Here is a 13,984-nt window from a genome sequence, read left to right as displayed (position 1 = left end):
GGTGACCGTCTGATCGGAACAGGGAACCTGGGTCAGGCTGGTGTTTCCACTATGCCTTGTGGCGCAAGGGATTCCCTACGACTTGACCTTGATGGCCTCGATGGAAGCCATTGCCTTGTCCTGCAGCTCCTTGGACAGCGGTGCGGACTTTGCGGCGTCAGCGGCTGCCTGCTGACCGGTCTCGGAGACCACGTAGTTCTCGAATGCCTTGACCAGGTCAACAGTTTCCTGGCTGTCGTAGGTGGAGCAGACGATGTGGAAGGACACGAGCACGATCGGGTAGGCGCCCTCGATCGTGGTGGCACGGTCCAGCTTGATGGAGAGGTCGTTGGCGTTGCGTCCCTCAACCGGCTTGCCGGCGTCGACTGCCTTGGCGGCAGCCTCGGCGGAGATCTTCGTGAAGGTCTCGCCCACCTTGATCTGCGCGACGCCGAGCTTGCCGCTGACGGCGGAGTCGTCGGCGTAGGTCACGGCGCCCGGGGTGTCGGTGACGGTCTTGACCACACCGGAGGTGCCCTTGGCGTTCTCGCCCTTCAGCGACGCCGGCCACACGCCGGAGGCCTTGTCGGTCCAGACCTCGGGGGCCGCAGCGGCCAGGTAGTCGGTGAAGTTGGAGGTGGTGCCGGAGTCATCCGAGCGGTTCACCGGGGTGACGTTGAGGTCCGGCAGCTTGGCGTCCGGGTTCATGGCAGCGATCGCCGGATCGTTCCACTTGGCGATTTCGCCGCGGAAGATCTTGGCAACGGTGGGGGCGTCGAGGTTCAGTTCCTTGATGTCGGGCAGGTTGAAGGCCACGGCGATCGGGGAAATGTAGACCGGGATGTTGATGGCGCCGTCGGGGCCGCACTGGGTGGTGGAGCTGGCGTACTCTTCGTCCTTGAGGTAGGCATCGGAGCCACCGAACTGGGCGGAACCGTCCAGGAGTGCCTTGCGGCCTGCGCCGGAGCCGTCCGGGGAGTACTGCACAGTGGCACCCTGGTTGGCCGAGGCGAAGTTTGTCTTCCACGCGTCCATGGCCGCACCCTGTGCGGAGGAACCGATACCGGTCAGCGTGCCGGTGGCCTTGGGGCCCGAGGCGGCGGGGGTCGCCGGAGCGGTGCCCGTTGCGTTGTCAGAACCACAGGCGGTCAGCGCGAGAGCGCCAGCTGCGATGACAGCGATTGCCGCGTGGCGGCCGAAGCGGAGTGCCTTCACTAGATGTACCCCTTCCAGGGATTTTCTATGCGTGCCGGGCCGGAGAAGGCCGGGCAGGGGATGCGTACGGTTTGTACCTTTATTGAAGGTAGGTGCCCCAGATGAAGAGAATGACCGTTCAAGGTGAACGAATGGTTAACGATGCCGTGACATTGGCTTACATCCGCCGGTTCCCTCTTGCGTTAGCTGCGTCACATCCGTAGGGGTTGTGGCGCGGCCGGCGCTCGAGGACCGAACAAATAGACTGGAGCGCATGGCCCCCGCCCCTGGACTCTCCGCAAGCACCCGGTTCCTGCGCCGACGGGTGCGCACCGGCCTGGTCCGGAGCCGGAACTCCCTGGTGCCGGCCATCCAGATGACCGCCTGCGCCGTGGGCGCCTACGCGTTCGCCGAGTACGTCCTGGGCCACAGCGGCCCGCTTTTCGCCGCCACATCATCCCTCATCTCCCTGGGCTTTTCCCGCGACCCCAGGCTGCGCCGCGTGATTGAAGTCGGTCTGGGGTGCACCCTTGGCATCGTGGTCGGGGACCTGCTGCTGCACTGGCTGGGCGCCGGAATCTGGCAGGCCGCCGTCGTGCTGCTGTTCTCAATCCTGCTGGCCCGCTTCCTGGACAGCGGCACGATTTTCACCACCCAGCTGGGGCTGCAGTCCCTGCTGGTGGTGCTGTTGCCGGCGCCGGCCGGGGGGCCGTTCACCCGCAGCATCGATGCCATCGTGGGCGGGGTGTTCGCCCTGCTGGTGACGATCCTGGTACCGAAGGACCCGCGCCGGGAACCCCGCAGTGACGTCAAGAAGCTCCTGCATGAGCTCAGCGAGGTGCTGCGCGAATGCGCCTCCGCGCTGAGCTACAGCGACTCCACCCAGGCCTGGCATGCGCTTATCCGGGGGCGGAACTGCCAGCCGCTGGTCGATGCCATGCGGCAGTCGCTGCGGGCCTCCGGCGAGGTGGCCACGCTGGCGCCCGCCTACCGCCGGCACCGGGAGGAGCTGGACCAGATGGAACAGTCGCTGGATTACATCGACCTCGCGCTGCGCAACAGCCGCGTCTTTGCCCGCCGCCTGACCAGCGCCATCAACCATGCGGCGTTGTCCGACGAGGCCACCCAGAACATCGCCGACGTCCTGCAGGACACGGCCGACGCCGTCGACGAACTGTCCCTGGGCCTTGCGGAAGTGCACGACGGCGTCCGCCGCTCGCACCTGCGGACCGCCCGGGCGGACCTGCGGGAAATCGCCGGCCGGCTGCATCCGCGGCTGCTGGACGTGCAGCGGCTCGAGGGCGAAACGGTGGTGATGCTGTTCCGCCCCCTGATGGTGGACCTGCTCGAAGCGGCAGGAGTCGACTCGCGCGAAGCCCGGGACATCCTCCCGCCGCTGTAACTGCCGTGGCGACCGTGGTTGTCGTATGCCGCGGATAGTGTGGAGCAATGGCTACCAAGACTTCCCGGACTTCCAAGGCGCCGGGCTACAAATGCGCGGAGTGCGGCTGGACCACAGCCAAGTGGGTGGGCCGCTGCGGCGAGTGCCAGGCCTGGGGCAGCGTTGAGGAAACCGGCGGCGCCGTGGCACGCACGACGGCGGCCACCACCGTGCTGGAGCCGGCCCGCCGGATCTCCGAGGTGGACGCCACCACGGCGGCTTTCCTTCCCACCGGCGTGGACGAACTGGACCGTGTCCTCGGCGGCGGGCTGGTCCCCGGAGCAGTGATCCTGCTCGCCGGCGAACCCGGCGTCGGCAAGTCGACCCTGCTGCTGGACGTCGCGGCGAAGTTTGCCCGCACCGCCCAGGACGTCCTCTACATCACGGGCGAGGAGTCCGCCGCGCAGGTCAAGCTCCGGGCGGAACGGATCGACGCCGTCGCCGAGTCCTTGTACCTCTCCGCCGAAACGGACCTTGGCCAGGCCCTGGGCCAGGTGGAGAAGCTCGAGCCGCGCCTGCTGATCGTGGACTCCGTGCAGACGCTGAGCAGCGCCGACGTCGAAGGCAGCGCCGGCGGTGTCTCGCAGGTCCGGGAGGTCACGGCCTCCCTGATCGCCGCAGCCAAACGCCGCAACATGACCACGCTGCTGGTTGGCCATGTGACCAAGGACGGCTCCATCGCCGGGCCCCGGCTGCTGGAGCACCTCGTGGACGTGGTGTGCCAGTTCGAAGGCGAGCGCCACTCCAGGCTGCGGCTGCTGCGTGCGGTCAAGAACCGGTACGGCCCCACCGACGACGTCGGCTGCTTCGACCTGAACGAGGACGGGATTGTGGGCCTGGCCGATCCGAGCGGGCTGTTCGTCTCCCGGACCAAGGAACCCGTGTCCGGAACCTGCGTCACGGTGACCCTCGAAGGGCGCCGGCCGTTGCTCGCGGAGGTGCAGTCCCTGCTGGCCGAAAGCGCCAGCTCCCAGCCCCGCCGGGCAACCAGCGGGCTGGACAGTTCGCGGGTGGCCATGCTGCTGGCTGTCCTCCAGCAGCGGGCCGGGTGCCTGCTGAGCAAAGACGATTCCTACGTGGCGACCGTGGGCGGCGTGAAGCTCAGCGAGCCCGCGACGGACCTGGCGGTCGCACTGGCCGTTGCATCGGCCAAGTCCAAGAAACCCCTTCCGCAGCGGCTCATCGCTTTCGGCGAAGTGGGCCTGGCCGGCGAAGTCCGCCCGGTGCCGGGCATCAACCAGCGGATCCAGGAGGCCCACCGGCTGGGGTTCACCCACGCCGTCGTCCCCGCGAGCCCGAACGGCCCCGGCCCTGTGCCGGCGGGCTTCTCGGTGCGGGAAGTCGGGCATCTGGCCGAAGCGCTGGGACTTCTGATCAGCTGAGACCTCGTTGCGGCCTCCTTCCGGCGTGCCCGCGCGGCCCGAAAGGCGACTTAGGACCCTATGCCCCGCCCGGTATCCGGCGGATCATGGGGCAAAAGACGGCCTCTGGCGAAGGGAACTGGCCATGATGGGGTACTACGGCGACGGCTTCGGCTGGATGTGGCTCTGGGGCCTGCTGTTGCTGATCGGAATCGGGGTGCTTGTGCTGCTCGCGGTCCGCCTCTTCACCGGCGGAGTAAGCCGTGGCGGGGCCGGTCCCTACGGCCCTCCCTACGGCGCACCACCCTACGGCCCGCCGGGGACTCCCCCGGGCGGCGCCGGGTTCCAAGGCGGTCCAGGTTTGCCGGGCGGCAAGAGCCAGGCCCGCCTGATCCTCGATGAACGCTTCGCGAGGGGCGAGCTCACCGCGGAGCAGTACCGCGAAAATTTGAAAGTCCTCGGCGAGGAGCCGTAATGCGGCCCATCAGCCGCCGCGACGCCCTGCTCCTGGGCGGTCTGGGCACTGTGGCCACGGCAGCCGGCGCCGCCGGGCTGTGGTGGTCGCTGGCTTCCCCGCGGCAGCCGCTCGGCGGCGCGCTGACCGGGCCGGGACCCAATCTGCTGGGCCCCCCGGAGCTTCGCAGCGAGAACGGCAGGCTGCAGCTCACCCTCGACGCCGCCCGCGGGCAGGTGGAACTCGGGGGCCGGTCCGCCGGCGCACTCTGTTACAACGGCACCGTCCCGGGCCCCACCCTCCGCCTGCGGCCCGGTGATGAGCTCGGCATCAGGCTGGTGAACGGCCTCGACGAACCGACCAACCTGCACGTCCACGGCCTGCACGTGTCCCCGCAGGCCAGCAGCGACAACGTCTTCGTAGAGGTCATGCCCGGGGAAAGCTTCGACTACAGCTACCGGTTGCCCGCGGACCACCCCCCGGGTGCGTACTGGTACCACCCCCATCACCACGGGCTGGTCGCAGGGCAGATCTTCGCGGGGCTTTTCGGGGCGATCATCGTCGAAGAGCCCGATGCCATCCCTGTAAATAGCGAACGGGTTCTGATTGTCTCGGACACCACCCTGGACAGTGCCGGGAACATCGCGGCGGTGACGCCGATGGAACGTATGGCGGGCCGGGAAGGTGAACTGCTCCTGCTCAACGGGCAAAGCCACCCGCTCCTCACCGCCCGCCCGGGCGAACGGGAACGGTGGCGGATCATCAACGCCTGCGTGGCCCGCTACCTCCGGCTCCGGCTGGACGGCCAGCAGCTGCAGCTGCTCGGCATGGATTCGGGACGGTCCGCCACGCCCGAACCCGTGGACGAACTCCTGCTCGCGCCGGGCAATCGCGCGGACCTGCTGGTGACCGCCGCCGCCGGCGAATCAGTGCTGCAGACCCTCCCCTACAACCGCGGCGGCATGCCGGGAATGATGGGACGGCGGCGGACCCCGGCCAGCGGGTCTGCCGCCCTGGCAGTCTTCCGGGTCGAGGGCGAATCCGGAACCCCGCCAGGTGCCGTGACCGCCCGGCCTGCCCCGAAAGACCTGCGCCCCGCAGCCGTGGCCGCGCGCCGGCAGCTGATCCTGGCCATGGGCGCGGGCCCGGGAGGAATGGGCGGGGGTATGGGCGGCATGCGGTTCAGCATCAACGGCCGCGAGTACAGCGAGGCCCGGACGGACACCATCGTCTCCGCCGGGACGGTCGAGGAATGGACGCTGGTCAACACCAGCCCCATGGACCACCCGTTCCACCTCCACGTGTGGCCGATGCAGCTCATCGAGGACAACGGTCAGGGCGCCGGCGCCGTGGTGATGCGGGACGTGGTGAACGTGCGGGCGAACAGCCGCGCCACGGTCAGGATCGCGTTCCGCGACTTCCGTGGCCGATCGGTCTACCACTGCCACATCCTGGATCACGAGGACCAGGGAATGATGGGGGTGATCGAGGTCCACTAACGGGTGAATCCTCTTGTCAAGCATACCCCCTGGGGGTATGGTTGCCTCATCCGAACTGACGATGGATCTCCACGGGAGCGCATCATGGAACACCCGCACAGCAGCCACCCCGTCGGCGGCGGGCAGCTGAACCAGGCGAAAGCAGAACACGGCCGGCCGAACGAAGAACACTACGGGCACCAGCCCCGCGGCGCGCCCGGAGCCGGCACCGCCCCACAGCCGGACGACGAGCATCTGGTTCACAGCCAGGGCCAGCACGCCGGGCACAGTGTGGCGATGTTCAAGAACCGGTTCTGGCTGACCCTGGCCCTGGCCGTACCCGTGGTCTTCTTCAGTCCGATGTTTGCGCACCTGCTCGGCTACCAGCCTCCGGTGTTTCCCGGCTCCGCCTGGATCCCTCCGGTGCTGGGAACGGTCATCTTCTTCTACGGCGGCCAGCCGTTCCTCAAGGGCGGACTCAGGGAGCTGAAAAGCCGCAAACCGGGGATGATGCTGCTGATCGCCATGGCCATCACGGTGGCTTTCACCGCCTCGTGGGTGACCACCCTGGGGATCGGCGGCTTCGACCTCGACTTTTGGTGGGAACTGGCCCTGCTGGTCGACATCATGCTGCTGGGACACTGGCTCGAAATGCGCGCGCTCGGCTCGGCCCAGGGCGCTCTGGATGCCCTCGCCGCGCTGCTGCCGGACGAGGCAGAACGCATCACCGAAACCGGAACCGAGACCGTCGCGGTGTCCGAGCTCAGGAGCGGCGACATCATCCTGGTCCGCTCCGGCGGCCGGATGCCGGCGGACGGGGCCGTGATCGAGGGGCAGGCCGAATTCGACGAGTCCATGATCACGGGCGAGTCCAAGACCGTCCTGCGTTCCCCCGGCGACCCCGTGACGGCCGGGACCGTCGCCACCGACAACAGCCTCCGCGTCCAGGTAACAGCCATCGGCGAGGACACCGCCCTGGCCGGAATCCAGCGGCTCGTGGCCGAAGCCCAGGCGTCTTCCTCCCGGGCCCAGGCCCTCGCCGACCGCGCCGCCGCCTTCCTGTTCTACTTCGCTGCCGGCGCGGGCGTCATCACCTTCATCGTGTGGACACTGCTGGGCAGCGTGCCCGACGCCGTTGAGCGCACCGTGACGGTGCTGGTGATCGCCTGCCCGCACGCCCTGGGCCTGGCCATCCCCCTGGTCATCGCGATCTCGACGGAGCGGGCCGCCCGGGCCGGGGTGCTGATCAAGGACCGGATGGCGCTTGAGCGGATGCGGACGGTCGACGTCGTGCTGTTCGACAAGACGGGGACGCTGACGAAGGGCGAGCCGGAACTGAAAGACATTGCCGCCATTGACGGAACCGGCCAGGACGGGCTGCTCGCCCTTGCCGCCGCGGCGGAGTCGGACAGCGAGCACCCCATGGCGCGCGCAATCGTGGCCGCTGCCCGCGGGCGCGGGCTGGCGGTGCCCCAGGCGAGCGATTTCACCTCCCTGACCGGCCGCGGGGTGCGCGCCACGGTGGGCGGCCGGACGGTCCGCGTGGGTGGTCCGGCCCTGCTCCGGGAGGTGGGGGCGGCAGAGCCTCCGGGCCTGGCCGCCGCCACCGCCGCCTGGCGGGACCGCGGCGCGGCGGTGCTCCATGTGGTGGACGGCGCTGCCGTGATCGGCGCCGTGAGCCTTGAGGACGCGGTCCGGCCGGAATCCCGACAGGCCGTCGCGGCGCTCCAGCACCGGGGCATCAAGGTTGCCATGATCACCGGCGATGCCCGGCAGGTGGCCCGGGCCGTGGCCGCCGAACTGCAGATCGACGAGGTCTTCGCCGAGGTGCTGCCCGCGGACAAGGACAAAAAGGTGGCCGAGCTCCAGGCGCGCGGCCTTAGGGTGGCGATGGTAGGCGACGGCGTCAACGACTCCCCCGCCCTGGCCCGGGCCGAGGTGGGGATCGCGATCGGCGGCGGGACCGACGTCGCGGTGGAGTCCGCCGGGGTGGTTCTGGCCGGGAACGATCCTCGGGCAGTGTTGTCCATGGTGGACCTGTCACGGGCGAGCTACCGGAAGATGTGGCAGAACCTCGTGTGGGCGACCGGCTACAACATCATCGCGGTGCCGCTGGCCGCCGGTGTCCTGGCCTTCGCCGGGGTTATCCTCTCCCCTGCCGCCGGTGCCGTGCTGATGTCCGCTTCGACGATCGTGGTGGCGCTTAACGCCCAGCTGCTGCGGGGCCTGAAACTCAACCCGGCCGACGTCGGCTGACCGGAAGGAGACACCCGTGCCGGAGAGCAACCCGCGCGAGTCATCATTCGGGAGATCCTATGCGCGCGTGGGTCCGCGGATGGACGCCCGCGGGGCCACGGACCACCGCAGGAGGCTTGTGGCGGCGGCGCGCGGCGTCGTCGTCGAAATCGGGGCGGGTTACGGCGCAACCTTTCCGTTCTATCCCGCCGCGGTAACGGGCGTGCTTGCCCTCGAACCGGACCCCACGCTCCGGGGACTGGCCCGGGCCGCGGCCGGCAAGTCACCGGTGCCTGTCACGGTGGAGGACGGCGTGGCGGAATCGTTGCCGGCCGCGGATGCCTCCGTCGACGTCGTCGTCTCGAGCCTGGTGCTGTGCAGCGTGGCCGACCAGTCAGCCGCCCTGACGGAAATTGTCCGGGTCCTGCGGCCGGGCGGCCTGCTGCTGTTCTATGAGCACGTCCGCTCGGCACACCGCGTGCTGGGGGCCGCCGAAGACCTGCTCACGCCGCTGTGGAGCCGGGTGGCCGGCGGCTGCCACCCAAACCGGGACACGGCCGCCGCGATCGCCGGGGCAGGCCTCGCCGTGCAGGACCTGGACCGCTTCGGCTTTTCGGTCCTTCCCGGCAACCCGCGGCTGGCCCATGTGTTGGGGGCGGCCAGAAAGCCCTGAGCGCCCCGTTGCGGGCGCCCTGGCTGCGGATGACCGCCCGGGCACACAAAAGGGGCGCCTGCCGCGATGGCAGACGCCCCATTCGTCAATCATTCAAACCGGTTGGAGCCGCGCTCAGGCCTTCTTCGGCGGCAGCGCCAGCTTGAAGACCTTTGCCCAAGTGGAGCCGACCTGCTTCCAGATGGGGCCGGTGGTGTACGGCAAGCCGTAGCGCTTGCAGATTTCCTGCACCTTGGGAGCCACCTCGGCGTAACGGTTGGACGGAATGTCCGGGAAGAGGTGGTGCTCGATCTGGTGAGAGAGGTTGCCGGTCATGAGGTGCATGAACTTGGAACCGGAGATGTTGGCGGATCCGATCATCTGCCGCACGTACCAGTCCCCGCGGGTTTCCCCTTCCACCATTTCCTCGGTGAAGGTGTCCGTGCCCTCGGGGAAGTGTCCGCAGAAGATCACCGCGTGGGCCCAGACATTGCGGACAGCATTCGCTGCCAGCGTGCCGTACAGCGCCTGCTTGCCGGAGCCGGTCAGCATTGCGACGGCGGGAGTGGCAGCGTAGTCCTTGGTGAACTGCGTGAGCGCCTTGCGGCCGAGGGCCTTGAGGTCCTTGGTGAGGGCCTCCTTGGTCTTGTTGCCCTCCTTGTAGTCGTTCAGCTCGAGATCATAGATCGCGATGCCCCACTCGAAGACCGGGGCCAACAGGGCGTTGTAGAGCGGGTTGCCCAAGTTGAACGGCTTCCATTCCTGGTCCGCGTCCATCCGCAGCAGGTTGTATCCGACGTCGTTGTCCTTGCCGACGACGTTGGTCCAGCGGTGGTGCAGATCGTTGTGGGTGTGCTGCCACGACCGGGCCGGGGTCACGAAGTCCCACTCCCAGGTGGTGGAGTGGATGTCCGGGTCCCGCATCCAGTCCCACTGGCCGTGCAGGATGTTGTGGCCCAGCTCCATGTTTTCCAGGATCTTGGCGAAGCTGAGCAGCGTGGTGCCGGTGACCCAGGCGGCCTTGTTCTTGCTGACCAGGAGCGCGGCGCGGCCGGAAATTTCCAGTCCGCGCTGGATCTTGATCATGCGCCGGATGTAGGCGGCGTCGCTGGCGCCGCGCTTGGCAAGGATGTCGTCCTTGATGGCATCGAGCTCGCGGCCCAGCTCGGCGACCTGCTCGTCGGAGAGATGCGCGGCGGCCGGCGGCCGAACGGTGGGGCTGCCTGTCTCGGCAAGGGCGCCGCGCCGCGTCTTCACGGCAGCGGGCACCTTGGCAGAGTCATTACCGCCCTGGGGTACTTCCTCGGAAACGTCAGGCTTGTCGGAAACAATCGTCATGCGTTGGTACTCCTCAGAGGTCGAGGTTAACGGGTCCGGCGGCTGCCGAAACACACGTCTGGATTAGTTGGCCGGGCTCGCCGTGGACTTCGTCCGTGCGCAGGTCACGGACCTGGCCGGCCCGGAGGGGGATAAGGCAGCTGTGGCAGATTCCCATGCGGCAGCCGCTGGGCATAAGGACGCCGGCGTCCTCGCCGACGTCAAGCAGCGGGGTGTCGCCGTCGGCTTCGACTTCGCGGTCCGACGCCTCGAACGTGACCAGGCCGCCGTCGTGCCCTTCCCCACCGGCAAGCTTGGTGCTGAAGCGCTCGATGGTGAGGCTGGCTTTCGACGGTTCCGCGGTGGCGGTCTCCGCCTCCCAGAGCGCCTCGGCGTCGTCCAGGAAGCTTTCGGGGCCGCATGCGTAGGCGGCGCGCTGGCGCCAGTCCGGGCAGAGCTGTTCGAGTCCGGCCACGGAGGTGAAGTCCAGCCGGCCGCGTTCGCCGGTGAACCAGTGAACCACGCGGAAGTTGGGGAACTGGTCCGCAAGTTCGGCCAGCTCCTCGCGGAAGATGGCGTCGGCTGGGGTCCGGGCGGTGTGGATGAGGACGACGTCCGAGTCCGGGCGGTGCGGGACCAGGGTGCGGATCATCGACATCACCGGCGTGATTCCGCTGCCGGCGGTGAGCATCAGCAAGGGCCGCGGGTGTTCAGGGAGGACGAAGTCGCCCTGCGGCGGCGCCAGGAAGAGCACGTCGCCGGGCTTGGTGTTGCGCACGAGGGTCCCGGACACGGCACCCATGTCACTGACGGTGATGGCCGGGTCCTTGCCGGCCGGGGCGCTGAGCGAGTACGACCGCCAGTGGCGGACGCCGTCGAGCTCGACGCCAATACGGGCCCACTGGCCGGCAAGGTGTGCTTGCCAGCCGCGGCCGGGACGGAAGAAAATGGTGGCGGAATCGGCCGTTTCTGGAACCACCCGGGTGACTACGCCGCGCAATTGGCGGGCAGAAAACACAGGGTTGAACAGCGACAGAATGTCTTCTGGAGCTAGGGGGGTGGTCAGTAGAGATGCGGCGCGCGCCAGCTTACGGAGCCGGATCATTTATCAATCTTATGTCAGAGCGGGTCATACTTCTTCACCCAAGGCATACGATCGACTAGAAGAAACTATTGCCCGGAAACAACTTTTGGACTCAGCCCCATGAACGCTTCCCCTGCCGGCGCCCCCGGCTCCCCCGCCTACGACCCGCCGTGGCTGGCCCTGCCGCGCGAGGTCAGCGACGTGCTCCGGCCCATGATGCCGGGCATCGTCGAGGCGATCATCGACGCCGTGCCCCAGCTCGTCCCGGCCTACGCCAGGCCGATTGAAGGCCGGTTCGGCCGCGGGCTGCGCCGCGGCGTGGCTGCCGCGCTGGACCGCTTCCTGCAGTTGCCGGGGACCCGGCTGCCCGCGCTTTCCGAGGAAAGCAGGCAGCTGGTGGCAGGGCTGGGGAGCGGCGAATTCCGGCAGGGCAGGAGCATGGATGCGCTGTTGAGCGCCTACCGGATGGGCGCCCGCGTGACCTTCCGCGAGATGTCCCGGGTGTCCGTGGAGCACCATCTGGGGCAGACCGTGGTGGTGGACCTGGGCGAATCGATCCTGGCCTACATCGACGAGCTGTCCGCGGTCAGCGCCGAGGCGTATGCCTTTGAACAGTCCGAACGGGCCGGGGCAGTGGACCGCCGGCGCACCGAACTGCTGGACCTGCTGCTGCTGGGACAGGCCGACGAGGCGGCCCTGCGCCAGACGGCTGCCATGGCGGACTGGTCCCTGCCGCCCCGGATGGTGGTGGTGACCCTGCCGGTGGACCGCTCCGCGGGACTGCGGCTCCGGCTGGGGCCGGGAACGCTGGTGATCGAACGGGAGACCGACGCCGTTGCCCTGGTTCCGGCGCGGAAGTCCAAGTCCGCGCGGGCGGATCTGGAGAAGGCGCTGCGGGGTCGCGGGGCCGCCGTCGGGCCGGCAGGCGGCTGGGAGAAGGTCCCGGATTCGCTGCGCCTGGCAGTGCTTGCAGCCTCGGTCCTGCCGCCCCGCGACGGTCCGGAGGATCCGCCGATCTGGGCTGACGATCATCTGGCTGAGGTGATCCTCGGCGCGGAGCCCTCCGCCATCGCCGAACTGGCCAACCGCCGCCTGGCGCCGCTGGAAGGGCTGCGTCCGGCCCAGCGCGAGCGGCTCGCGGAGACGCTGCTGTCCTGGTTGCGGCACTGGGGCCAGCGCGGCCCGGTGGCCGCAGAGCTCGGCATCCACCCGCAGACCGTGGGGTACCGGGCGGCGCAGCTGCGTGAGCTGTTCGGCGACACCCTGGAGGATCCGAAGGCGCGTTTTGAAATGGAGCTTGCGCTGCACGCTGGGAAGCGTTAGACAGCGCAGGCATTAAGCAGCGGAAGCGTTAGGTAACCTCGAGCCCTAGGCAGTGCCGCGGAGCGCTTCCCGGCTTTGCAGCCGCATCTCCAGGTCGTTCATAACGATGGCGGCCAGGTCCTGCAGCGCCCGGACGTCGTCGGCGCTGAACGTCCGCGGCTCCCGGTCCAGGATGCAGAACGTGCCCAGGTTGTGGCCGTCCGGCGTGCGCAGCGGGACTCCGGCGTAGAACTGCAGGCCGAACTCGCCCGCCACCAGCGGGTTGGCGAGGGTGCGGGGATCCCTGACGGCGTCTTCAATGACCCAGACGTCATCCTGCAGGATCGCCGAAGCGCACAGCCCCGGGTCGCGTCCGATCTGTGTGATCTCGGTGCCGTGGTGGGCCTTGAACCAGATCCTGTCATGATCCACCACGCTGACGATTGCCACCGGCACGGAGAACATCCGTGCCGCGAGTCCCGCGATCCGGTCGAAGGCACCGTCCGGCGGGGTGTCGAGGATCCGGTAGCGCTCGACGGCGCGCAGGCGCCCCTCTTCGTCACTTGCGCCCGGGGCGTTGTCCTTGCGGTGGCGGGCGGCGCTGTTGATGACTTCCTGGCGCAGGGCCAGTGACACTTCCCGGGCCGCGGGGCGCTGCGCCGGGTCGCGGGCCAGCATGGAGGACAGCAGCGCAACCCACATGGGAGCGAGTTCCTCGGGGATCTGCGGGTCGTGAAGCAGCCGGGCGACGGCGGACTGGATGGGAGCGCCGGGGTATGCCATCTTCCCGGTCAGTCCTTCGAGCAGCACCAGGCCGAGCGAATACACGTCGCTGGACGGGCCCGCCACGTCGCCGGCCGCCTGCTCGGGGCTGAGGTAGGCGGGGGTGCCGGAGGTTCCGCCTTCGTCCGGCACCGGGCCGTTGCGGGTGATGACGGCGACGCCGAAATCGGTGAGCTTGGCCCGCGGGCGCCGATCATCGTTGCTGTAGTCCACGAGCAGGATGTTCGCGGGCTTGACGTCCCGGTGCACGATTCCATGGTGGTGGATGTAGGAGAGCCCGTCCGCCAGGTCATAGCCGATGTGGGCCATGTGCGCCGTCGAGAGCGGACCCTGGGCGCCGCGATGGCGCAGGTCCTGCCCTCGAACGAGTTCCATCACGAGGTACGTGAGCGGGTCGTTCCGGTCGCTCAGGTCCGCTCCGGCGTCGAAGAGCGTCACGAGCGCGTGGTGGCTCATTCCGGCCAGGATGCGGATTTCCTCACCCTGCCGGCGGGTCTGTTCAAGATTGTCGGCGTCGTTGCGGAAAAGCTTGACCGCCACATCGCGCTGCAGCAGTTCGTCATAGGCCCGGAACACGGAGGATTGGCTGCCCCTGCCAACGAGGTCCGAGATCCGGTACCGCCCGCTCAACAGATAGCCGGGTGCCATACGATGCTTCGGGGTGGCCGGCGTGGAACGCGCCGGTTCTGAAATGAGCTCTGTCA

The 13,984-nt window shown here is 68.7% G+C and carries 11 protein-coding genes; 7 read left to right on the top strand and 4 right to left on the bottom strand.

What is annotated here, in order from left to right; translation table 11 throughout:
* Positions 1-75: 75 nt before the first annotated feature.
* Complete coding sequence (gene pstS / locus AC6EUH_RS04105) at positions 76-1,194, bottom strand: phosphate ABC transporter substrate-binding protein PstS (protein ID WP_499737887.1); 1,119 nt, start codon at positions 1,192-1,194, stop codon at positions 76-78.
* A 253-nt stretch (positions 1,195-1,447) separates the two neighbouring features.
* Between pstS and AC6EUH_RS04100 the strand changes: the two genes are divergently transcribed.
* The 6 genes from AC6EUH_RS04100 (at position 1,448) to AC6EUH_RS04075 (ending at position 8,815) form a co-directional block, all read left to right on the top strand.
* Complete coding sequence (locus tag AC6EUH_RS04100) at positions 1,448-2,575, top strand: FUSC family protein (protein WP_499737886.1); 1,128 nt, start codon at positions 1,448-1,450, stop codon at positions 2,573-2,575.
* Between the two features lie 47 nt (positions 2,576-2,622).
* A complete protein-coding gene (gene radA, locus AC6EUH_RS04095; protein ID WP_499737885.1) occupies positions 2,623-3,996 on the top strand; it encodes a DNA repair protein RadA in 1,374 nt (457 codons plus the stop codon).
* Positions 3,997-4,120: 124 nt separating this feature from the next.
* Positions 4,121-4,450: an SHOCT domain-containing protein gene (locus AC6EUH_RS04090; RefSeq protein WP_499737884.1), complete on the top strand. Its 330-nt coding sequence runs from the start codon at positions 4,121-4,123 to the stop codon at positions 4,448-4,450.
* Positions 4,450-5,928: a multicopper oxidase family protein gene (locus AC6EUH_RS04085; RefSeq protein ID WP_499737883.1), complete on the top strand. Its 1,479-nt coding sequence runs from the start codon at positions 4,450-4,452 to the stop codon at positions 5,926-5,928. The genes AC6EUH_RS04090 and AC6EUH_RS04085 overlap by 1 nt, the downstream gene beginning before the upstream one ends.
* Positions 5,929-6,012: 84 nt before the next feature.
* Positions 6,013-8,163, top strand: coding sequence for a heavy metal translocating P-type ATPase (locus AC6EUH_RS04080; RefSeq protein ID WP_499737882.1), 2,151 nt, complete (start codon positions 6,013-6,015; stop codon positions 8,161-8,163).
* A gap of 79 nt (positions 8,164-8,242) precedes the next feature.
* Positions 8,243-8,815 carry a class I SAM-dependent methyltransferase gene (locus tag AC6EUH_RS04075; RefSeq protein ID WP_499737881.1) on the top strand — a complete coding sequence of 191 codons (573 nt, stop codon included), beginning with the start codon at positions 8,243-8,245 and terminating at the stop codon, positions 8,813-8,815.
* A gap of 114 nt (positions 8,816-8,929) precedes the next feature.
* On the opposite strand, the gene AC6EUH_RS04070 is transcribed toward AC6EUH_RS04075, so the two are convergent.
* A complete protein-coding gene (locus AC6EUH_RS04070) occupies positions 8,930-10,132 on the bottom strand; it encodes a fatty acid desaturase family protein (protein ID WP_056428212.1) in 1,203 nt (400 codons plus the stop codon).
* Between the two features lie 13 nt (positions 10,133-10,145).
* On the bottom strand, positions 10,146-11,216 hold the full coding sequence (locus AC6EUH_RS04065; protein ID WP_056428214.1) for a ferredoxin reductase: 1,071 nt from the start codon (positions 11,214-11,216) through the stop codon (positions 10,146-10,148).
* A gap of 99 nt (positions 11,217-11,315) precedes the next feature.
* Here AC6EUH_RS04065 and AC6EUH_RS04060 point away from each other — a divergent pair, with 99 nt between their 5' ends.
* Positions 11,316-12,518, top strand: a complete 1,203-nt coding sequence (locus AC6EUH_RS04060) for a PucR family transcriptional regulator (RefSeq protein ID WP_056428217.1) — start codon at positions 11,316-11,318, stop codon at positions 12,516-12,518.
* 45 nt (positions 12,519-12,563) lie between these two features.
* Here the strand turns inward: AC6EUH_RS04060 and AC6EUH_RS04055 are convergent, their stop codons facing one another.
* Complete coding sequence (locus AC6EUH_RS04055) at positions 12,564-13,928, bottom strand: GAF domain-containing serine/threonine-protein kinase (RefSeq protein WP_056428220.1); 1,365 nt, start codon at positions 13,926-13,928, stop codon at positions 12,564-12,566.
* Between the last annotated feature and the right edge of the window lie 56 nt (positions 13,929-13,984).

This window comes from Arthrobacter sp. 001422645 (genome assembly GCF_059816125.1).
This window is presented reverse-complemented; position numbering and strand designations above follow the sequence as displayed.